Source organism: Marinomonas sp. NPDC078689 (genome assembly GCF_044542435.1).
Classification (GTDB): Bacteria; Pseudomonadota; Gammaproteobacteria; order Pseudomonadales; family Marinomonadaceae; genus Marinomonas; species Marinomonas arenicola.
Genome location: NZ_JBITUJ010000002.1, coordinates 17,380 through 37,943 on the forward strand (window position 1 = coordinate 17,380; position 20,564 = coordinate 37,943).

General features: G+C 46.3%; 18 protein-coding genes. 3 read left to right on the plus strand and 15 right to left on the minus strand.

Going from position 1 to position 20,564, the window contains the following annotated elements; translation table 11 throughout:
• Positions 1–61: 61 nt before the first annotated feature.
• Entirely contained in the window at positions 62–307 is a 246-nt protein-coding gene (locus ACIGBN_RS03205; RefSeq protein WP_133003315.1) for a hypothetical protein, read from the minus strand.
• A gap of 429 nt (positions 308–736) precedes the next feature.
• Between ACIGBN_RS03205 and ACIGBN_RS03210 the strand changes: the two genes are divergently transcribed.
• The gene (locus tag ACIGBN_RS03210; protein ID WP_396663615.1) at positions 737–1,534 is read left to right on the plus strand and encodes an outer membrane protein OmpK; all 798 of its coding nucleotides are present in this window, start codon (positions 737–739) and stop codon (positions 1,532–1,534) included.
• Positions 1,535–1,702: 168 nt separating this feature from the next.
• Here ACIGBN_RS03210 and ACIGBN_RS03215 read toward each other — a convergent pair whose 3' ends face one another.
• From ACIGBN_RS03215 to ACIGBN_RS03230, 4 genes are all read right to left on the minus strand, one after another.
• A complete protein-coding gene (locus ACIGBN_RS03215) occupies positions 1,703–2,929 on the minus strand; it encodes an ABC transporter substrate-binding protein (protein WP_396663617.1) in 1,227 nt (408 codons plus the stop codon).
• A gap of 48 nt (positions 2,930–2,977) precedes the next feature.
• Entirely contained in the window at positions 2,978–4,960 is a 1,983-nt protein-coding gene (locus tag ACIGBN_RS03220) for a beta-galactosidase (protein WP_396663619.1), read from the minus strand.
• A gap of 73 nt (positions 4,961–5,033) precedes the next feature.
• Positions 5,034–5,885 carry a carbohydrate ABC transporter permease gene (locus ACIGBN_RS03225; protein ID WP_133003308.1) on the minus strand — a complete coding sequence of 284 codons (852 nt, stop codon included), beginning with the start codon at positions 5,883–5,885 and terminating at the stop codon, positions 5,034–5,036.
• Positions 5,885–6,760 (minus strand): carbohydrate ABC transporter permease, encoded by an 876-nt coding sequence (locus tag ACIGBN_RS03230; protein ID WP_133003307.1) that lies wholly within the window; start codon positions 6,758–6,760, stop codon positions 5,885–5,887. The genes ACIGBN_RS03225 and ACIGBN_RS03230 overlap by 1 nt, the downstream gene beginning before the upstream one ends.
• Before the next feature lie 270 nt (positions 6,761–7,030).
• Between ACIGBN_RS03230 and ACIGBN_RS03235 the strand changes: the two genes are divergently transcribed.
• Positions 7,031–8,137 carry a sn-glycerol-3-phosphate ABC transporter ATP-binding protein UgpC gene (locus ACIGBN_RS03235; RefSeq protein WP_341563695.1) on the plus strand — a complete coding sequence of 369 codons (1,107 nt, stop codon included), beginning with the start codon at positions 7,031–7,033 and terminating at the stop codon, positions 8,135–8,137.
• Positions 8,138–8,229: 92 nt separating this feature from the next.
• Here the strand turns inward: ACIGBN_RS03235 and ACIGBN_RS03240 are convergent, their stop codons facing one another.
• The 3 genes from ACIGBN_RS03240 to sbcB all read right to left on the minus strand — a co-directional run bounded on the left by ACIGBN_RS03240 (position 8,230) and on the right by sbcB (position 11,646).
• Entirely contained in the window at positions 8,230–8,934 is a 705-nt protein-coding gene (locus ACIGBN_RS03240) for a dienelactone hydrolase family protein (protein WP_133003304.1), read from the minus strand.
• A gap of 209 nt (positions 8,935–9,143) precedes the next feature.
• Positions 9,144–10,181: an AI-2E family transporter gene (locus ACIGBN_RS03245; protein WP_133003303.1), complete on the minus strand. Its 1,038-nt coding sequence runs from the start codon at positions 10,179–10,181 to the stop codon at positions 9,144–9,146.
• A gap of 13 nt (positions 10,182–10,194) precedes the next feature.
• Complete coding sequence (sbcB, locus tag ACIGBN_RS03250) at positions 10,195–11,646, minus strand: exodeoxyribonuclease I (RefSeq protein WP_396663623.1); 1,452 nt, start codon at positions 11,644–11,646, stop codon at positions 10,195–10,197.
• Positions 11,647–11,725: 79 nt separating this feature from the next.
• Between sbcB and ACIGBN_RS03255 the strand changes: the two genes are divergently transcribed.
• Positions 11,726–12,235 (plus strand): YchJ family protein, encoded by a 510-nt coding sequence (locus ACIGBN_RS03255; RefSeq protein WP_133003301.1) that lies wholly within the window; start codon positions 11,726–11,728, stop codon positions 12,233–12,235.
• A 110-nt stretch (positions 12,236–12,345) separates the two neighbouring features.
• On the opposite strand, the gene ACIGBN_RS03260 is transcribed toward ACIGBN_RS03255, so the two are convergent.
• From ACIGBN_RS03260 to ACIGBN_RS03290, 7 genes are all read right to left on the minus strand, one after another.
• Positions 12,346–13,413: an ABC transporter ATP-binding protein gene (locus ACIGBN_RS03260; RefSeq protein WP_133003300.1), complete on the minus strand. Its 1,068-nt coding sequence runs from the start codon at positions 13,411–13,413 to the stop codon at positions 12,346–12,348.
• Positions 13,414–13,478: 65 nt separating this feature from the next.
• On the minus strand, positions 13,479–15,128 hold the full coding sequence (locus ACIGBN_RS03265) for an ABC transporter permease (protein ID WP_396663626.1): 1,650 nt from the start codon (positions 15,126–15,128) through the stop codon (positions 13,479–13,481).
• Between the two features lie 31 nt (positions 15,129–15,159).
• On the minus strand, positions 15,160–16,212 hold the full coding sequence (locus ACIGBN_RS03270) for a Fe(3+) ABC transporter substrate-binding protein (RefSeq protein ID WP_396663628.1): 1,053 nt from the start codon (positions 16,210–16,212) through the stop codon (positions 15,160–15,162).
• A 134-nt stretch (positions 16,213–16,346) separates the two neighbouring features.
• Positions 16,347–17,378, minus strand: a complete 1,032-nt coding sequence (locus ACIGBN_RS03275) for a sterol desaturase family protein (RefSeq protein ID WP_396663630.1) — start codon at positions 17,376–17,378, stop codon at positions 16,347–16,349.
• 31 nt (positions 17,379–17,409) lie between these two features.
• Positions 17,410–18,777, minus strand: a complete 1,368-nt coding sequence (locus ACIGBN_RS03280) for a DUF4856 domain-containing protein (RefSeq protein WP_396663632.1) — start codon at positions 18,775–18,777, stop codon at positions 17,410–17,412.
• A 270-nt stretch (positions 18,778–19,047) separates the two neighbouring features.
• Positions 19,048–19,947, minus strand: coding sequence for an aldo/keto reductase family oxidoreductase (locus ACIGBN_RS03285; protein WP_133003295.1), 900 nt, complete (start codon positions 19,945–19,947; stop codon positions 19,048–19,050).
• 77 nt (positions 19,948–20,024) lie between these two features.
• On the minus strand, positions 20,025–20,558 hold the full coding sequence (locus ACIGBN_RS03290; protein WP_396663634.1) for an ureidoglycolate lyase: 534 nt from the start codon (positions 20,556–20,558) through the stop codon (positions 20,025–20,027).
• Positions 20,559–20,564: the final 6 nt, after the last annotated feature.

Genomic DNA, 20,564 nt, shown 5'->3' on the forward strand with positions numbered 1-20,564 from the left:
ATAATAGATTGATTTCATTACGCAAACAGATAAATTGCGTTTAAAAATGTAAGCTCATTGTTTAGGGCAACAACTTATCCAGCAAAACGCAATCTTTCGTGTCATTTCGACTTGCTTTCACTTTATCCAAAATCTTCTGAGCGACTTCTTTTTGTCTTTCTGGCACATATTTAGACTCCACTGTTTCCTGAGTCGTCTTCAAGTAGACGTCCAATTTAGGCGTACAGTAATCGTCAAAAGCAAACACACTAGAAGAACTCAAAGCCAAAACACCGCTAAACGCAATAAAGCCAAATCTTAAGAACATAAAGAACCACCTTATAAAAATCGATACAGCGTCCAATGATAGCGAAATGCACACTATTTAGAAGCGGTTATTTAACGAAAACCAAGGACATCTTGTCTGGCGGTCACTTTTTCCACTCTCTCAACGCTTTTATGCCTAAAAATATTGTGATATTTTTCACAATCAAGACGCACCAAAAAAGCGCCCCCTTCTCCGCTCATCAAAGCCAAATAAAGACTAACTAACTCGAATTAAAAGAGAAAAAAACAAAAAAACTCACTCATCTTATTAGTGCACGTTCAAAAATAATTCACCAAAAATGCGCACCTTCTTTTTTTCAAAAATAGTGATTGTAATGAAGAAAAAACGATGTAACATCCACATTCAAGTCATATTCCTGACCAATTGGTCACATTGTGATCATATTTTACCTTTATCGTGGAGAGAACGATGCGCGAACTACTTTTAGGGCTAGGCATGGCGGCGGCAGCCTCTACTGCTTTGGCAGCAGACTATTCTGATGATATTCATAAGAACGATTACTCTTGGCGCCAATTCAATCTCATGTACGCATTTGATGAATTACCAGATACCAGTGGCAATGATCATGACTACCTAGAAATGGAGTTTGGCGGTCGCTCTGGCATCGTAGATTTATACGGATACATTGATGTCTTTAACTTAACGTCTAGTAAATCCAGCGATAAATACGGTAAAGACAAAATGTTCCTTAAGTTAGCGCCTCGCTTCTCTTTGGATGGCATGACAGGAAAAGACCTTTCTTTCGGACCTGTGAAAGAGCTTTACATTTCCACACTTTATAATGTTAATGGCGGCAGCAGTAACGATGTAAACAGCGCTTTTGTTGGTCTCGGTGCTGATGTAGAAGTTCCTTGGCTAGGCAAAGTCGGTATGAACCTTTACGGCTTGTACGATATGGCAGAACACAGACAAGATTGGAACGGCTATCAATTTTCGGCTAACTGGTTTAAACCCTTAACCACTTTTGAAAATGGTTCATTCCTAGCCTACCAAGGCTATATTGATTACCAATTCGGCCTAAGACCAGAGTACGCCTCGTCAAGCACTGGCCTTGCAAACTTTAACGGTCTTTACTGGCACTCTAAGCGTTACGCAGTAGGCTACGGTTTGAAATATTTCAATAATGTTTACGGCCTAGATAATGGCATATATAACCTAAAAACAACTGGCTTCGGACACTATGTCGCTGTGACATATAAGTTCTAAATATTGCCAGCGTTTTATCACCTCTTGCTGGCACAGCAAAAGTAAGAGGTGATAACCCCGTTTCTCGCTCGATATATACGCCATAAAAAAGCTTGCTAAGGCAGATCGCCCCAACAAGCTTTCTCATTTCATTTCACACGGCTACTTATTTATATAGCGCGCTCGTTATTATTCCTTAAACGCTCGTTCTCTAACTCGCTCTAAACGTTTTAGAATCGCATCCAAACGCTCAGGTTTCACCATAAACTCTTGGAAACCCTTCATGCCTTCTTGCGCCATACGCGGCGACGTATCACGGTCATAAAACTGTGCGGTTCCGGCGGCAGCATTCAGCATTTTCACACCATCATTTAAGAACACATTATCCGGTGCATGGGCTTTTTTGTTGGTTGGGATTTGCAACAGGGCAGCGTTCACTAACGTTTGATTATCAGCTCGCGCCATAAACTCTAGGAACTTACGAGCGTCTTTTTTGTTCGCGGCGCGAGCCGGAATGTGCACGGTATCCATTGGAGCGTCTTCTGCAACCGGTACCTTGGCATCAATAATGGGAAACTGGAAGAAACCAATTTTGCCATCCAGCTCTTTCGGGAAGTTCGGCGTAATAAAGTTGCCGATCAAATACATAGCCGCTTTACCGTTATACAAGAAAGGTTGCGCTTCTTGCCACGAATAAGACGCGTGATTTTTCAAGAAATATCCTGGCTTAACAAGCTGATCCCAATACTCAAACACTTTACGCACGCGCGCATCAGTATAAGGGATCTTACCGTCCATTAAATCCATATGAAATTTCAAACCATTGGTTCGTAAGTCTAAATAGTCGAACCAACCTGCGGCCGTCCATAAGTACTTTGTTCCTATGGTAATAGGCGTAATGTCATTCGCTTTTAGCTTTGCGTTCACCGCTAAGAACTCATCCCATGTTTTAGGTACTTGCAGATCTAACTTCGCAAAAATATCCTTACGGTAATACATGCCCCACTGATAATAGGTGTAAGGAATACCATACTGTTTATTATTAATCGTCATCGCGGACGTGGCAGAAGGCATCAATTCTTTTAGCCCTTCTTTTTCCCAGATGTCACTCACGTCTTCAAACATGCCACGATCAACAAAGGTTTTCATTCGATTGCCCGCATACCAGAAGACCACATCCGGTGGGCTGGTCGCTAGCCAATTACGAATCGCAGTTTTATAGCCTTCTTTATCGTAAAGATTATATTTCACCGAAATATCTGGATTCTCAGATTCGAATTTATGAATAATTTCCTCAAAGGCTTTTTTGGGCGCGGGATCAGCTTGATCGGAATTGATCACCAAGGTGCTAGCATGTGCGAGTGAAACCGCGGCACAAGCCAACGCCCCAATAAGTAACGACGGTAGTTTTTTCATTTGATAAGTCCTCTTTTTCTTTTTATTAATGACATCAACTGTCAATGATTAACTCTTAGCCGTCTGACGCTGCCAAATAGCAACGCTCGCGGATTGCAAGACATCATCCCCTAACACAAGCTCAGCATTATCAGGACGATAGAAAGCCGCCTGCGGCCCGTAATTGAAAACAAAAATCAGCTTGCCGCGCTCACGAATACGCACTCCAGCAGGCAAATATTCGGTGGCCAATCCGGCTTTTTCAGATAACTTTTCAAGGCACGTTTTTAACAAGGCCTTATCCAAGCAGGACGCTAGATAGAAATGCTTGTCAGCCCCCACTAAAACAGCCTTACCCGCTTCGTCTTTCAGCAAACAGGGTAATTGTGTCGAAATCTGCTCATGCCAATGGCGTAATTTGCCTTCTCCCCAACGGCCAAACACCGAGGGTTGAGTATGATCTGGCAAAGCATCCACTCGCTCTACCGTTAACGGCAATAGATGCGCTAATGGACCCGGTGCAAGATTCTCTGGAATTTGGTAACTGTCTGTTTTACTACCAGTACGAGGCCCTGCTAACAGCACCCCTTGATAGTTATTTAGTCGATCTTGCAGCGCATCAGAAATATGCGCTTGGGCAGGCAGCACTAATAGTTTATAAGTGTCTAAAGGGGCAGATGAAGAAACAATATCGACGGACAATCCCAACTCACGCAATGCTTCATACAGGCGATAACACCAGAAAAGATAACGATAAGCCCGGGATTGAGGCTGAATATCCAACGACCAACACGCATCGTAATCAAACATCAAAGCCACATGACCTGATTCTGGCAGCGCCATCAGTTCATCCGCGTCTAACCCTGTTACCAATGATAGTTGGCGTACTTCTTGAGCCACTTGAGCCGCTTCCGTGGCCGCTTCTGCTGCTTGTCCATCTGGGCGTAACAAGCCAGCATGCATTTGCTCCTGTCCAAAAGGCGCTTGACGCCAACGAAAATAGGAGACTAATTCAGCACCATGCGAAAACGCCTCCCATGTCCATAAACGCACCGCACCATCGGCAGGTGTTGGGTTATGTGGCGCCCAATTCACCGGACCTGGTTGTTGCTCCATGATCCACAAGCGCCCTTTTCCACAACCTCGATATAAATCATGATGAAATGCCCCAAAATCTGGGTGCCCCACGCGTAAATAGGTCTGCTTTTCTTCTTGTGAATAGATGGCTTCTTGATCTAAAAAGCCCAACGGATAAGTGTCCCAACTTGCCACATCCAGATCTTGACCAACTTTATGGTGATCAAAGGCGGTGAAAAAGCCCATGTAGTTGTGCACCAGATCTCGCCCTTTGGAATAGTGTCGAAGGATCTCTACCTGCAACTTATTAAACGCGACCACCTGATCAGAGCAACAACGTTGAAAATCCAAACGGTGGGAGGGATTGGCTTCTGTAACGGTTAAGTTTGGTAGCTCTATTTCGTCAAAAGAGCGATAGTCCATGCTCCAAAAGACATTCCCCCACGCCTGATTTAACGCATTAACTGAGCCATATTTGTCCTTTAGCCAAACACGAAATGCCGTCAAATCGGCCTCTGCGTAACTCAAAATGGTGTCGTGACAACCATATTCATTGTCTGTTTGCCAAGACGCGATCGCCGGATGCTGCCCATAACGCTGAGCCATTAAGGTCACAATACGGCGACACTCCTCACGATACTCAAGACTGGCAAAGGTGTAATGACGACGTGAGCCAAAATGACGAAAGCGCCCCTGCTCGTCTTTGGCCAACATAGATGGATGACGATCAACAAGCCATTTAGGGGGCGTCGCAGTCGGCGTGCCTAAAATGACTTTTAAACCCTGCGAGTGCAATATATCTAACGATTCATCCAGCCATTGCCAATGTAACTCGCCTGGCTCAGGCTCTATCGTACTCCAGCTAAATTCGCCAATACGGACATATTCAATGCCCATTTCTCGCATGGCCTGAGCGTCTTGCTGCCAGCGACTTTTAGGCCAATGCTCAGGGTAATAACACACACCTAACTTCATATAGCACTCCTGTGACTGACGTTTTGATCACCTCAGCCTCCTTGAAATATTGCTCAATCAGCGTAGAGACACCTTAGCCTTTTGTTGCCCCTAGTGTTAATCCCGCAATAAAATGTCGCTGCATCGCAAAAAACAGAATCACGGGCGGCAACGCAGCAATAATAGACCCTGCAGAAATCAACTGCCAAGACGCCATCCATTGGCCTTTCAAAGCACTGATCCCCGCGGTAATAGGACGCACTTCGTCACTTTGTACCAACACCAATGCCCAGAAATAATCGTTCCAGATAAAGGTGAAAATCAGCACCGCCAAGGCCGCTAAGGCCGGACGAACCAAAGGCAATACAATGTGTCGGAAAATTTGCCATTCACTGACCCCTTCAACCCGCGCCGCTTCGATTAGCTCATCAGGCAAACCAACAATAAAGTTACGCATAAATAAGGTACAGAATCCGGTTTGAAAAGCGATATGAAACAAAATCAAACCGCTCGCCGTATCGTATAACCCCATGTCTATGGTGAGGTTTCGCACCGGAATCATTAAGATTTGAAACGGCACAAAATTACCCGCAATAAAGGCGGCAAATAAACCAATACGCCCGCGGAATTTAAATTTTGCCAGCGCATAACCGGCTAGCGTTGAAAGCGACACCGCCCCAATTACTGCAGGCAAGGTTATGATCAAGGAGTTCAGCAAATACCGTAACATCGGTGTTTGAGTAAACACCAAGGTGTAGTTTTGCAAAAACATCCACTGCGTAGGGATGCCCCAATAGTTGCCTGCATTAAGGTCTGCTGTGGAGCGAGCTGAGGTCATCAATACCGCCAACAGCGGTAATAACCACAAAAACAAAGCAACCCAAATGGCGACGCGGTAACTGATGTTAAAAGGTAATGACTTTTTTTCTACTGGTGTTGGAAACATTAGGCTTTCTCACTCTTCAGCATGCGCCATAGGAAGTAGGCAATGTAAATATCCATAATCAAGAACAAGATGGTCGCAATGGCCGCGCCATACCCTGCCCGATAGTTGAAAATAGATTGCTCATACATGAAATACGCCAGCACACTGGAGCTACCAAATGGTCCACCTGAGGTCATGGTGGCCACCAAGTCGAAACTTCGTAATGCACCAATAACCGTCACGACAATGGCAATAAAGGTCGCTGGTTTTAATTGCGGAAGAATCACATGACGCAGCATTTTCCAGCCATGAGCACCGTCTAAGCGTGCGGCTTCAATCTGGTCTGGGCTCAAATTATTTAAGCCTGTGAGATACAAGATCATGCAGTAAGCTATTTGCGGCCACAACCCCGCCACAATGATGCCGAACGTTACCCAATGCTCGTCCGACAATACTGCAATCGGCTGAAAACCAAACAGCTCAATCGCCTTGTTAAATAAGCCAAAACTGGGGTCGTAGAACCAAGAAAAAACCAGACCAACGACCACTTGTGAGATAACAAAGGGGAAGAAAAACATGGCTTTAACAAAACGTATTCCCATCACTTTTTGGTTTAGGAACAACGCAAGTAATAAGCCAATAGGAGGGGCCAACATAAAGAAGATCAACCAATAAAGGTTATTGATTAATGCGGTCCAAAATTGTTCATCCGAAAACAACTCAAAATAATTACTTAATCCTACAAACGTCTTTTCACCTAATCCATCCCACTCAAAGAAACTTAACCAGATACTTTGAGCAATAGGGAAAATCACGTAGAGCGAAAACAAAATGACTGCCGGTGCGAGGAACAAAATTGGCATCCATTGTTGCTGTTTGCTATGCAATTTCTGCATCGCTAACCCACCTTTTTATTGTTATTAAATTACAGTTTGTCATACTTGACAGGCAAACATCCTCATAAAATAATGGAATAGCGTCATTATTTTTGCAACTGTTATTAAATAACAACGGTTTAGTATTTATAGTACAAAATGAACTTTACTCAGGCGAAGTTTACAAGCCATCATGATTAATATTAAGGTTGCCGCATTAGGGAAGCCTAATCATGAAAGTCTCCACCCGAATGGGGGCGATTGCCTCCGACAAGCATTAGGATAAATTTCATGGCAACAATAAAATTAAAAAACGTCATCAAACGCTTTAATGAGATTGAAACAATCCATGGCGTTAACCTAGAACTAGAAGACGGTGAATTTGTCGTTTTTGTTGGTCCTTCTGGCTGCGGTAAATCGACGCTATTGCGCTTAATTGCTGGCCTAGAAGACATCACAGACGGCACATTAGAGATCAATGGCCAAAACATGAACAGCGTCGCCCCCGCGGATCGTGGCGTGGCCATGGTGTTCCAGTCTTATGCGCTTTATCCGCATATGACGGTCGAAGAAAACATGAGTTTTGGCTTGCGTATGACCGGTGTGGACCCGGAAAAAATCAAAACTCAGGTGGCCAATGCGGCCAGCATTTTGCAATTAGAAAGTTTATTAGATCGCAAACCCAAACAACTCTCTGGTGGTCAGCGCCAACGTGTGGCCATCGGCCGCGCCATTGTGCGTCAACCAGACGTGTTTTTGTTTGATGAGCCATTGTCTAACCTTGACGCCGAACTTCGGGTTGATATGCGCATTCAAATCGCACAACTCCACAGTCGCTTAAAATCGTCAATGATCTACGTTACCCACGATCAAGTAGAAGCCATGACACTGGCGGACAAGATTGTCGTCTTACGCGCGGGCAATGTGGAACAAGTAGGCTCCCCATTAACGCTATACCACAACCCTGCCAATGAATTTGTCGCCGGCTTTATAGGCTCGCCTAGAATGAATTTTTTGGATGGCAAGGTACTGGCCATTGATGAAAAAAGCCTCGCGACCATCGATGTCGCAGGGCAACAAATTGCCCTCACCGTCGATGCCGACAAAGTCAGCGTCAATGAAAGCGTTAAACTGGGTTTACGCCCAGAACATGTGAAAGAAACCACAGAAAACAGCGATTTCTCTTTTACCGTTGAAGTGGATGTTGCTGAGCATTTAGGCGGCACCAGCTTCTTATATGGACAGTATAAAGGCCATAAATTAACCATAGAAGCCAGCGGCCAGAATCTCACACGAAACGGAGAATCCGTTACGGTCGGCGTTGCTAAAACAGATTGCTATTTATTCAATAGTAAAGGGGAAGCCTTAGTCAATCGCCCTATTCCGTCGCGCACTTAACGCCTAACTAGCAGCCATTGACTGATACAAAAATGCCCTCATTACGAGGGCATTTTTGCAGGTCATGTGTCATTCAACACACTGGGTAAGGCCTAAAATTCGCTTAAGAAGTTTTCCAAATAAGCATAACCTCGTTGCGCTACAACAGGGTTGTACAGGCTGCCGTGCTCTGGGTTATTCGCACTGGGCAGCATAAAAGAATGCACCGTGTTGCCAAAGTCCATAAATTGAAAATCAATGCCTAATCCTGTCCAGTACTGCTTGGCAGATTGAGCATCTGCATCGCTCACCATATGGTCATTATAGCCATTTAACACCATGATCTTCAGGTCACGATTAACCTGCTCTTCCGGCGCTCTATTAAAACTCATCAAACCATGGAAGCTCGCAGCGCCGACACTGTCTTTAAAGTACTGACCGGCTTCTAAGGCCAAACGACCACCCAAACAAAAGCCAATATGAACAATGGTTTTATTGCTCAGATTCGCCACTGACTCGTCTGTCAAAGTCCGTTGCAATTGATGAAGAGGTGTTTCATTTTCGAGTAACTTGCCCATTAAAGACAATTTATCTTCGGTGCTCTCTAAGACGCAATCTTGCCCATATAAATCCACAGCCGTCACTGAATAGCCAAATGACGCGACTTTGTCGGCAATCGATTTTTCGAAATCCGTCAAACCTGAAAACGTTGGCCAAATAACCACATGAATGGATTTACTTGCGGCATCCGTGGTGCCTACTTGGTAATGTTGGCGGCTAACATTGTCGATAAAAAGAGAGTGAAAAGTATCGCTCATAATAGGTCTCCTAACCTTAAATACCGTAGCTATTACGGCAATGTTCATTCTGTGAGCTTGAGTGTATCCAGCCAAGCAATTCAAAATCAACGTTGTTAGGCCGACTTTTGACAATGTCGCCTTTCTTGCTTATTTATCCAGACTATCGTCCATTTCTTTTAGGTTATTTTGCGCAATAGCACACTGCGCCACTGGACGCAGTGATGCTTTTAGTCATCCAACTTTTGATTGCTGCTGGAGTCGATCATCACAGCCAGCCACTTCATGCGCGGATTGGCTTCTAAGGCCAGTTTCACAATAATCGTCAGTGGTATCGACAACAACATCCCTACCGGACCAAACACCCACCCCCATAACAATAAGGATAAGAAAACCACCAGCGTTGAGAGTCCTAAGCCTTTGCCCATATAGCGCGGCTCAATCACATTGCCCACGAACAAATTGACCACCACAAAACCCAATGCGGTTAAACCAGCATAGAGGGGGCCGAGCTGAACAAATGCCAACAGCACGGCAGGCACGGCCGCAATAATAGAACCAATATTGGGTACGAAATTCAGCAAAAAGGCACACACGCCCCACAAGATGGGGAAATCCACACCTATGATCCATAACCACAATGCAATCACGACACCCGTTAGTAAGCTAACAGAGGTTTTGATCACCAAATAGCGGTTCACCGAATTAATAAAAGAACGGAAATGCTCTAACGACTGAGTCGCATCATTCAAGGCCAGCGACAGCTTCTTAGGCAGCTCAACCGCTTCAAATAAAATAAACACGACCGTCATAATCACCAACACGAAATTCGTCAATGCACTGCCTAACCCACTTAAGGCTTTTGCCACTAACTGCATCAAAGAAGACGGGTCCACATACCCTTTGATTTTGTCATAGGAAATATGAATGCCAATGTTGTTGAGGCTGGCCAGCAAACTGGACATTTCTTCCGCGAAACGCGATTTATAGGTCGGCAATTGCTTCGAAAGATCATCCAACGAGGACCCTACCAACGCGCCCATCATGCCTAGCCCAACCAACACCACCAACACCACCAGCACAATAGACAGCCAAGTGGGCACCTTTCTGCGGCGTAAACTGGCCATCAAGGGAGCGCATACGATGGCAATAAACACCGCCAGCATAAAAGGCACCACAATTTGGGAGGCGGCTTTCAACCCCGCGATAATAATCACAAACGCGGCTAAGCCAACTAACCAGTGCGTGCCTCTATGCTGTTCACTCATGTCAACTCCTTGATTAGTCTATCGGGTAGATGCTTTGTGCATAATCGGATAAATCTTGCAGCATTAGCTGTTTTGATGGAGGCAAATCTGGCGTTTGCGCAATGGCGTTCAAACGATCAAAGAAAGCCTCCATGTCAATCGAGCCACCACCGTCTTTGTCCAGCAATTTAAAGGCTCGGAATTCTTCCCATTCTTCACGCTGCTGCTCATTTAACTGATCCGGGTAATTACGCGCAATATAACGCATTAACATTTCCGGTAAACGACGATCATCAAATGACATTTCGAGTTCATTTAAGGCGGCAGGCGGCGTATTTCGAATGGTGTCCATCCGAGCTTTGTCTTCGCGCGAGAAGAAACCACCAGAATACAGCATCAAATCTGGGTCTTTAGGAATGCTGCGCTCTTCTTGCACAAACACCTGACTGATTTTTTCTGACAAGCCTGGGAAAGACTTTAACAAAGCGAGATTTTTCCGGCAGGCATCGCCATCCAATTCAAGACGCGCCACCACCTTTTCGTCTTTCAAGAAGGTTGCTGGTGCTACCGCTGGCGCCTTATTGTAATGAATGACTTTGAGCGGCAAGCGCGGAAGGTCACCCAATTCGTCTTGGCGAGTAAACACGCGGTGACGGATTTCCTCGACACTGAGGTCAATCAGAGGTTGTGCATCGCTCATTAGATCGAACACAATCACACCATTTTTATTGGTCGGATGCGGAGCAATAGGCGCAACAAACGCACTGTATTTTTTCACCTGACCGAACATGCCTGAGACATGCAAAAACGGCTTCATGCGAATCGGGTCGATAAATTGTTGTAACTCGTGTTTCTGACGCATTTTCAAATAATAATCGAACAACTTAGGGTGCGTCGTTTTAATCAGTTTGGCCACTTCGATGGTGCCGTACACATCGGACAAAGCATCGTGCGCTTGTTCATGGGCAATGTTATTGGCTTTGGTCAGTGCTTCGAGTTTCATCGATACCTGGCCGTCTTCGCCTATGGGCCATTCAATGCCTTCTGGGCGCATTGCGTAGGTCATGCGCACTAAATCAATAATGTCCCAGCGCGAGCAATTGTTTTGCCATTCACGAGCATAAGGATCGATAAAGTTACGATAAAAACCGTGACGTACAACTTCATCATCAAAACGAATGCTGTTGTACCCTAATGAACAGGTGCCAGGTAATGACAACTCTGCTTCTATGGCCGCCATAAACTCCGCTTCACAAAGCCCTTCTCGATTGGCTTCTTGCGGACTAATACCGGTTAATAGACACGCCTCTGGTTGCGGTAAAACATCCTCTGGAAGGCGGCAATAAAACATCATAGGTTCGCCGATCACGTTAAATTCAAGATCCGTGCGAATACCCGCAAACTGCATTGGCCTATCTCGTGCGGGGTCTGTTCCAGTGGTTTCAAAATCAAACCATAAAAATGAAGTGGGTCCCGATGAGGTCACAAATAATTCCTGTTAGCCATGAAAGAAACCCGTATTATACGCATCTTAATGACGATTTGGCGATGCGAGGAGCCGAACAATGGCAAACCAAATACCCTGCCCCTGTGGCACTGAAAAGAACTACCAAGACTGCTGCGCTGTCTATCACCAAAACCCAGGTTCAGCACCAACAGCTGAGGCCCTGATGCGCTCTCGTTTCAGCGCGTTTGCACGTAACGACATTGATTATATTCAACGCACCCAGCAGCTCGACAACGACACCAGTGAAGACGACACACAAGCGATACAAGAAGAAAACAGCACCACCTTGTGGACTCAATTAGACATTTTAGAAACCGAGCAAGGCCAAGCAAGCGACGACACTGGCAGCGTCACCTTTCGTGCCCGTTTTACAGAAGGTAAACACCAAGGGGAATTGACAGAAAAGTCACTCTTTAACAAAATAAATGGGCAATGGTTGTATGTTTCTGGCAGCCATGAAGTTCACTCAAGCCCGCAAAAAACCGCCCCCGTAGAAAGTCATAAAGTTGGCCGTAACGACCCTTGCTCTTGCGGCTCAGGTAAAAAATTCAAAAAATGTTGCGGATAAGTTTCGCCTAAGAAGGATTCGAAGAACGGGCAATTTCCATGAGAACTTGCCCGTTTTTTCTTTGCCAAAAGCAACGGCTGCCTTGGCAAAGCGCTGTTTGCTAAACACCTCTATTTACTAAAGACCACCAGATGATCCAGCTCAATATTGATGCCAATTTCTTGGCCAATCGCGTGATTATGATGGGAAGACGCGAAGCAATACACCACCAGTCCTGATGCCAATTTCACGCGATACAAGAAGTGTGAACCGCGAAACCACTTACTCATTACCAAGCCTTTAAATTCACTTGCGTCGTCGTGTATCACATCGTCTGGGCGAACCAATAAGTCGACCTGGGTGCCAATGGCGAGTTCGTCGCTCAAGACACCACGAATGCGACCAAGGTCTGAGTCTAAACAATCATGCCCACACACCACCGCAGAAAGAAAATCCCCTTGGCCGACAAATCTTGCAGTGAAACGGCTTTCAGGTCGATGGTAGATTTGATAAGGCGTGCCGTATTGGTGGATTTCGCCTGACTCCATTACCGCGATGGTATCGGCCATAGCAAAGGCTTCCATTTGATCATGGGTTACCAAAATCGCACTCATGCCTTCATGCTTGAGTATCTGGCGAATATCAGGCACCAGCTCTTCTCGTAATTTGGCATCCAAACCTGAAAACGGCTCATCCATTAATAGGAGCTTGGGCTTGGGAGCCATGGCTCTGGCGAGCGCCACACGCTGCTGCTGCCCACCCGACAAAGAATGTGGGTAGCGCATTTCGTAACCAACCAAACCAATCAGATCCAGCAGCTCAGCCACTCGATTGCTCACCACACGGCTGCTCATGCCCTTGAGGCCAAACGCAATGTTGTCAGCTATGGTAAGGTGCGGGAAAAGCGCAATGTCTTGAAACACCATGCCAATCTGACGCTGCTCTGGAGGCAGCAAATAGTCAACGCTGGAAATCACCTCGCCATTCAATGAAATGGCCCCAGACAAGACGGCTTCAAAGCCCGCAATAGCCCGTAACAAGGTGGATTTTCCGCAACCACTTGGCCCTAACAAACAGCCAATTTGTCCCGCGGTCAAATCAAACGACACATCATGCACTACCGCTTGCCCATGATACCCCACAGACAAGTCACGAATATTCAACTCTTGCAATGCTTTACCCGATGAAAAAGAACTCATGATGTTTCCTAAACTGCCCTTTCGCTAAGCTGGCTTTATAAAAAATACTCTAATTCAGTGTTTTCTTAATGATGTTTTGATATTGAACGATTTAACAACACCACCGGAATCAACCCCACCAAGACAATCATAATCGAGGCAGGAGCGGCGTCGACTAACCGCTCATCTGAGGCCAACTCGAATGCCCTGACGGCCAAGGTATTGAAATTAAAAGGCCGCAGAATTAACGTTGCTGGCAGCTCTTTTAACACATCAACAAACACAATTAATAACGCCGTCAACACAGACCCTTTAAGCAAAGGAAAATGCACACGTTTTAACACTTGCAGTGGGGTCAACCCCAATGAGCGCCCTGCCATGTCCATGCTGGGTTTGATTTTACCTAACCCACTTTGCACCGCACCAAGGGACACCGCCATGAAACGCACTGCGTAGGCAAACAATAAGGCGATAATGGTGCCAGAGAACACCAAGCCAATTTTATCGCCGCTGACGTCTTTCACAAGATTGATCAATCTATGGTCTAACCAAGCCAGAGGCACAATCACCCCAATCGCGATAATAGTGCCAGGCAAGGCATACCCTACGCCAGCACTGGCAACCGAGGTCGACACGCTCCGACTCGGGTGCAAACGCAAGGCATAAGACAACACCAACGCCAAGGCGACCACGATCAAGGCAGCCAAAAAGGCCAAGTAAAAAGAATGCCACGCCAATAGGAGAAAATCCCAGGTTAACGGCTCGGCCTCAAACACAGACCAGTAAAGCAACACGCCCGCGGGCAAGAGAAAACCAAACAACACAGGCAAACAGCAAAACACACAGGCCGCCACACCACGCCAGCCCGATAAAACAAGCTCTCGTTGGCTCGCTTTACGCAGACCGGACGCATGATAACGCAGCTTTCGCCGTGAATAGCGCTCAGTGAAAATCAGCACACACACAAACAGCAATAAAATGCCCGCCAGCTGAGACGCTCCCGCAAGATCACCAAAACCGTAAAACGTTCGCATGATGCCTGTCGTAAAGGTGGCCACGCCAAAATATTGCACCGTGCCATAATCAGCAAGCACTTCCATCATTGCCAAGGTCAAGCCTGCAATAATGGCGGGGCGCGCCAAGGGTAACGCCAAGCGAAAAAACGCCGAGACATTTGAATAGCCCAAGGTTCGACTCACCTCTAGCGTGTTGGCCGATTGCTCTAAGAACGCCGCCCGACTCATCAAATAGACATAGGGATAAAGCACCAGACTTAACATGATGACCGCACCACCTAGGGAGCGGATCTCAAAGAACCAGTACTCGCCGTACCCCAATCCACTTAAAGCGCGAATCGCCCCTTGCACAGGGCCGGCAAAATCCAGCAAACCAGTATAGGTGTAAGCAATGATGTAAGCCGGCATTGCTAACGGTAAGAGCAACGCCCAACCTAAAACAGAGGCGCCAGGAAAGCGGCACACACTGGTGAGCCATGCCACTGGTACACCAATGCACAGCACGCCAACCGCCACACCAATCATCAACAGTAAGGAGTTGCTGACATAATCAGCGAGTACCGTGTTCCATAAATGGGTCCACACACCACCACTACCAGCAAAGACATTGGCCACTACCACCAGCACGGGTAAGGCAAGAAGCAAGGCGATCCCTATGGCCGCCCACTTCAGCCACGCAAAAGGAGAATGCGAACGCACCACTCTCTGCTTAGACATCATAATCCGCTCACATCAAACCCACGGTAAAAAATTACTTCCAACCTGCTTCATCCATCAATTCAACAGCAAGACGGTTATTATCACCCAAAACGCTTAACGACAGTGCGTCTGCTTTAAAAGTGCCAAATGTCTGCAACACTTTAGGTGGCTCTATGCCCTTCACTACAGGGTATTCATTATTGACTTCTGCGTACCATTCTTGCGCTTCGTGGCCGCTTAAGAAGCGAATCAATTTTACCGCATTCTCTTTATGTTCCGCCGATGCTGTCACCCCAGCACCACTCACATTGACATGCGCACCACGCTGCCCTTGCGCTTGGTTAGGCCAGAAAATTGCCAGCGATTTAAACACCGCTTGATCTTTCGCTTTGTCGCTGTTGCCCATGCGCCCGAAATAATACGTATTGGCCAGCGTAATATCACACACACCGGCCGCAACGGCTTTAAGCAAATCCGTATCACCACCAAAAGGCGGTCGAGCGAAGTTCGCGACAAAGCCTTTTAGCCATTTTGACGTCGCTTCTTTGCCATCCGCATCTATCATAGACGCCACTAAAGATTGGTTATAAATATTGCTGGAAGAACGAGCACAAATCCGGCCTTTCCATTTTGCATCAGCCAGCCCTTCATAGGTTGAAAGTTCACTGGCATCGACTTTTTTCGGATTATAAAAAATCACTCGAGCACGTTGCGACAAACCAAACCAGTAATCGTCGCTGTCTTTCAAATTAGCGGGAATCGTTGCTTCTAACTCAGCGTCTTGGATAGGTTGCAACACGCCGGCTTGTTTCGCTCGATATAAGCGCCCAGCGTCCACTGTAATAAACAAATCCGCAGGGCTCGCTGACCCTTCCACCTGCAAACGACGCAATAACGCATCCGCAGAGCCAGTTACCAAGTTGACTTTAATGCCTGTGCCCGTGGTAAAACGCTCTAACATAGGTTTGATTAAGGCTTCTTTTCGAGCCGAGTAGACATTCACTTCTTCAGCAGCAGAAGCGACCATTGAACTGCCCAAAATCGAAGCCGCTAAGACCACATGAGACAAGCGAGCTTGCTGTGAAAAATATGAAACTTTAGACAATTGAAACGCCATATTTGACTCTCTTATTTTTTCTCAATAAATAAAACATTACCAACATACAGTCGATGACAAGGCACCGAAAGTCGATAATACTCAGATTAAAACTTACTTTGTCACGGCTCTATTGGCACAATTTATTCTGGTTTGGCCTGCGTTGTTTCTCTTACTTTCGCTTTACCTGCGTTAACCAAGGTGGTCTTAATTAAGCCTGCTTGTCGTCCATTAAGACCACGCCCTAAAAACAAGATGGGGGATAAATATTGGCCAAACACCCCCGCTTGATCGAGTGTCGATAAAGTACCATAACGCAGTTTTTGCTGATCACTACCAAATTGCAAACAACGAAACCAACGGTCCCACACCGCCAATACCACCCCAAAATTACAGTCATAATGTTCCACCGCAGCAGAATGATGTAACTGATGTTGAGCTGGGGAGATAAGCCAACGCTCTAGTGTTTTGCCATAACTGATCGGCACCGGAGAGTGTCTAAGGTTAGCGCCGCAAATATTGAACACATAGGTGGCAACAAAAACACCGCCTATCATTAATAAAGAAACCTGCCCTGGAAACAAGGTCACAAACAGCGCCACCAAACTTCCCTGCACCAACAAGGATCGACCGTAAAACAACATACCTTCCACTGGGTGCGTTCTTAATACCGTAAAGGGGGTTAACACCTTGGCACTGTGATGCACGCGATGAAAGGCCCACAGCCATGACCACCGATGCATTAACCAATGCAACCAAAAACGCGAGAAGTCATCCAATAAAAAATAACACAAGGAAAATAGCGCGATAACACTCCAATCCGGAATCGTCATCGCCAGCGGAGACAAGCCTACCTCTCGTAATTGAAACATCAGCCAAGTCACCACCCCAAGGGTAGTAATGACCTTAGGGAATAAGAGTGACAATATCAGTCGATTACCCAACCAAAGCGCATAATCCACTCGTGCCGACGGGTGCCACCAAAGCCGCCACGAAAACAAAGCGCTCAGTCGACGGGGTGCGCCCTTTCCATATCGAAATAGAAAGAGAACAAACGCAAAAAAGAGCGCCGATGCAAAATACAGAATCGACACTCTTTTACTCGGGTTGACTAAATCACTCACTGCCAACGACAGCTCATTGATCAGCCAACCACCATAGTCCACCGTCGTCATGACAAGACAGGCACTCTAACCATCATAGTGATCAGTCGTTTTCTGCACTAGGACCAGATTTTAGCTGTTCTAACACATCGTCCATACCGCCAGTACGATCATTCAATTTCGCAGTTAACGCAAAATGGCTGCTTAGCAGGTTTTGTACTTTCAGCATATTCAGTTTGTATTCTTGCATGGTCACAGATTCAGACTGAGTGAATTCCCCTTTGCTGTTGGCTGCAACAACTTGAGCGTTGCCAAATAACACTGGGCTAAAACCAATCAAACGATCCAATTGCGACTGGGTACGCCCTAGATCTCGGCCGGCAGCTTGCAGAGACAAAGCAAAGCCTTTTAGCTCGCCCCAATGTTTTACATAGTTACGGTACGCTTTTTTCACATCACCGTTCGACTCTTCAATAATGGCGATTTTTTCCAAATCCGCGTACACGCTACCAGCGTATTTGAAAGCGGCTTCAGCAATCACTTGCTGCCAAGCTACGCCGATGACTTTCGCATAGCCTTTTAACTCTTCACGTTGTGCCGCGCTAAGAACCTTGCCTTTGGCGTCTTGAATCACGCTTCGGCCATCGTAGAAGGCCTGCAAAATCGTATGGAAATAATCTGTCTTGCCACTGGCATCAATGCTGGCAGCATAGTAGGCATGCGCAAACGCCATTTCCGTTTTTAAGTCGACCACGCCATCTTTGTTAGCGTCCGCTTTAGCGAAATAGTCTGGGTTCAATTTTACAATCTGAACCACTTCTTTTGGGGTTAATTCTAAACCATTAATCGGCGCACCAAAGTACCCAAACGCTTCATCCCAAACATGCTCTTTGCCTGTATAAGGTGCGCCCTTGCTGTAAGGTTTATCGTTTGGTTTCACATCCGCTTCGAGTTTTTCATCAAGGTAATCGTTCACCGCTTTGTTATAAAACACCGCCCCCATGGCGAATTTAGAAATCAGCTGAGTGTAATCATAACCATTAACTGGGTCGTAGCCGCCCTTTGTGTTGGCCGCGTTAGTGACCATTTGCTGTAACACTTCTGGTCCAGTTAAATTGCCCGGCCAGCCTGTGATTGTGCCTGGGTAAGCGCTCGACTTAAGATCCTTGCCTTTTGATAACTCATCAATACTCGACTGCTTGATCGCAAAGCCTTTTTTACTGACCGGATCTAAAATGCTTAGGCCTTCTGCTTTACTTGAAAAATACGACTCCATTAGTGCCAAATCACCGCTTTTGGATGCTTTTTTAAGAGAGTTGTGCAAAGCATGACGTGCAATCTGGCCACCATAAGACACCGATGAGCTGGCGTCGCCTTGGTAATCAGGCAAAGACACAGCAAAGTCGTAAGTCTGTGCATGAAGCGACAATGCACTAGCGCCAATAAAAGCAGTGAGTAATGTTTTTTTCATAAGAGCTACCCTGTGATTTTAAAAAAGATAAGAACGGAATTTGTAATGCAAAAAACCAAAATCAATCGATATTCATTATCATTACCATTCTTTTACCCTCTTACTGACCTTACACTTTTCGATAAGTTCCAAAAAAGTGCAATTTTTTTGCATGGCTTGTACACATTCGATCAAAAGCGTTTAAAAAACGATGGGGATTTGAGACAAAAACAAAAAGGCCGCTTAAGTTATCCTTAAGCGGCCTTTCCTAGATAATGGGTATCGACCCTGTTATGGCACCGGGTGCCCCTGTGAGGCAATCCAAATTCTAAACCAATCATCGTCACTTAATAGCAACCTAGTGGCATCAACAGCGCGTTCAAGACGCTCTATTTTACCTGACCCCATCACAGGGCAAATACCCGAAGGGTGACGCAATAGCCAGGCAATCACCACCTGATCCATGGTCACATTACGGTTGTTCGCTATCGCTTGCAGCACACTTCTGATGCGCTCGGCTTTGTCGTCCTCGCCACTAAAGACAGCGCCGCCAGCAAACGGCGACCATGCCATTGGAGTAACGGCGTGTTGTTGCGCATGCTCTAACGTCCCATCTTTAAAGTGCTCTAGTGCCAGCGGCGAAAGCTCAACTTGGTTCACCACGAGAGGGGCATCAAGGCGCGACTGCAATAAATCAAACTGGGCCGCACTGAAGTTGGAAACACCAAAATGCTTTACTTTGCCAAGAGTGAAAAGGTGATCGAGCGTCTGCGCAACCTCATCGGCGTCCAACAAGGGGCTAGGACGATGCAATAATAAGGTATCAATATAGTCACATTGTAATGCCGCCAGTGACGCGTCGACACTTTCGATAATGTGCTTGCTGCGATAATCATAACGATGAAGGCCAATCTCTGGACGGCGTTCAGCCGGTAAAAGCACCCCACATTTGGTAACGATTTCCATCTTATCGCGCAACGCGGGCTTCAAGGCCAACGCCTCTCCAAACAGGCTTTCGCATTGATACTTACCATAAATGTCCGCATGATCGAATGTGGTCACGCCAAGGTCCAAGCAAGCTTCAATAAAGCCCAAGCGCTCGGCGGGTGACATACCCCATTCTAGACAACGCCAGAAGCCTTGAGCGATCCGAGATCCTTCAAATCCTAATGGGTGATATTGATGGCGCATAACAGGCTTTCCTTTCTTCTTATGGTGAACATCCTGCTATTCTAAGCCATCTCACTTTTACCGCAAATGATCTCCGCTTATTTACCAGTATCGATCACATACGACTGGCCGTCAGGGAATGGATATTCATCGCAATTCGGGGCACCACCAATGCGATCCACCACCAAAAAGTCCGATGTTTGCTCTAACGCCAATAGCGGATGATGCCAAGTACCTTGGTGATAATTCACCCCTTGCTGTCCACTTGCGTAGAATAATCGCAGCTGACTAAGGTCTGGCTTATCATTCTCTCCTGGAGGAGCAACCACGACAAAATAGGGACGCTCTTGTAACGGCATAAATGCTTGCGATCCTTTGGGGTGTCTTTCCAACATGGTAATCATCATAGGAAAGCGCCTAGCCTGGCCTCGAAACACACTGATGCCTGCGTGCACAGGACGGCTTCCCTGCGAGTCTTCTGCCTCTTCCATCATGGTCACCGTAGCCAGATCATGAAAACGCTGGGTCGTGCCCCCATTGATAAAAAAAGACGGCGCGGCATCGGTGGCTTCAATCACCTCGCCAAAAGGCGCAAACACTTGGGCATTTAATGGTTCAGGAATCAATCGCATCTCGCC

What these genes read in the sequence shown, in the direction of transcription:
- ACIGBN_RS03205 (WP_133003315.1), bottom strand. Translation starts at nt 307, where the DNA reads ATGTTCTTAAGATTTGGCTTTATTGCGTTTAGCGGTGTTTTGGCTTTG.
- ACIGBN_RS03210 (WP_396663615.1), top strand. Translation starts at nt 737, where the DNA reads ATGCGCGAACTACTTTTAGGGCTAGGCATGGCGGCGGCAGCCTCTACT.
- ACIGBN_RS03215 (WP_396663617.1), bottom strand. Translation starts at nt 2,929, where the DNA reads ATGAAAAAACTACCGTCGTTACTTATTGGGGCGTTGGCTTGTGCCGCG.
- ACIGBN_RS03220 (WP_396663619.1), bottom strand. Translation starts at nt 4,960, where the DNA reads ATGAAGTTAGGTGTGTGTTATTACCCTGAGCATTGGCCTAAAAGTCGC.
- ACIGBN_RS03225 (WP_133003308.1), bottom strand. Translation starts at nt 5,885, where the DNA reads ATGTTTCCAACACCAGTAGAAAAAAAGTCATTACCTTTTAACATCAGT.
- ACIGBN_RS03230 (WP_133003307.1), bottom strand. Translation starts at nt 6,760, where the DNA reads ATGCAGAAATTGCATAGCAAACAGCAACAATGGATGCCAATTTTGTTC.
- ACIGBN_RS03235 (WP_341563695.1), top strand. Translation starts at nt 7,031, where the DNA reads ATGGCAACAATAAAATTAAAAAACGTCATCAAACGCTTTAATGAGATT.
- ACIGBN_RS03240 (WP_133003304.1), bottom strand. Translation starts at nt 8,934, where the DNA reads ATGAGCGATACTTTTCACTCTCTTTTTATCGACAATGTTAGCCGCCAA.
- ACIGBN_RS03245 (WP_133003303.1), bottom strand. Translation starts at nt 10,181, where the DNA reads ATGAGTGAACAGCATAGAGGCACGCACTGGTTAGTTGGCTTAGCCGCG.
- ACIGBN_RS03255 (WP_133003301.1), top strand. Translation starts at nt 11,726, where the DNA reads ATGGCAAACCAAATACCCTGCCCCTGTGGCACTGAAAAGAACTACCAA.
- ACIGBN_RS03260 (WP_133003300.1), bottom strand. Translation starts at nt 13,413, where the DNA reads ATGAGTTCTTTTTCATCGGGTAAAGCATTGCAAGAGTTGAATATTCGT.
- ACIGBN_RS03265 (WP_396663626.1), bottom strand. Translation starts at nt 15,128, where the DNA reads ATGATGTCTAAGCAGAGAGTGGTGCGTTCGCATTCTCCTTTTGCGTGG.
- ACIGBN_RS03275 (WP_396663630.1), bottom strand. Translation starts at nt 17,378, where the DNA reads ATGACGACGGTGGACTATGGTGGTTGGCTGATCAATGAGCTGTCGTTG.
- ACIGBN_RS03280 (WP_396663632.1), bottom strand. Translation starts at nt 18,777, where the DNA reads ATGAAAAAAACATTACTCACTGCTTTTATTGGCGCTAGTGCATTGTCG.
- ACIGBN_RS03285 (WP_133003295.1), bottom strand. Translation starts at nt 19,947, where the DNA reads ATGCGCCATCAATATCACCCATTAGGATTTGAAGGATCTCGGATCGCT.
- ACIGBN_RS03290 (WP_396663634.1), bottom strand. Translation starts at nt 20,558, where the DNA reads ATGCGATTGATTCCTGAACCATTAAATGCCCAAGTGTTTGCGCCTTTT.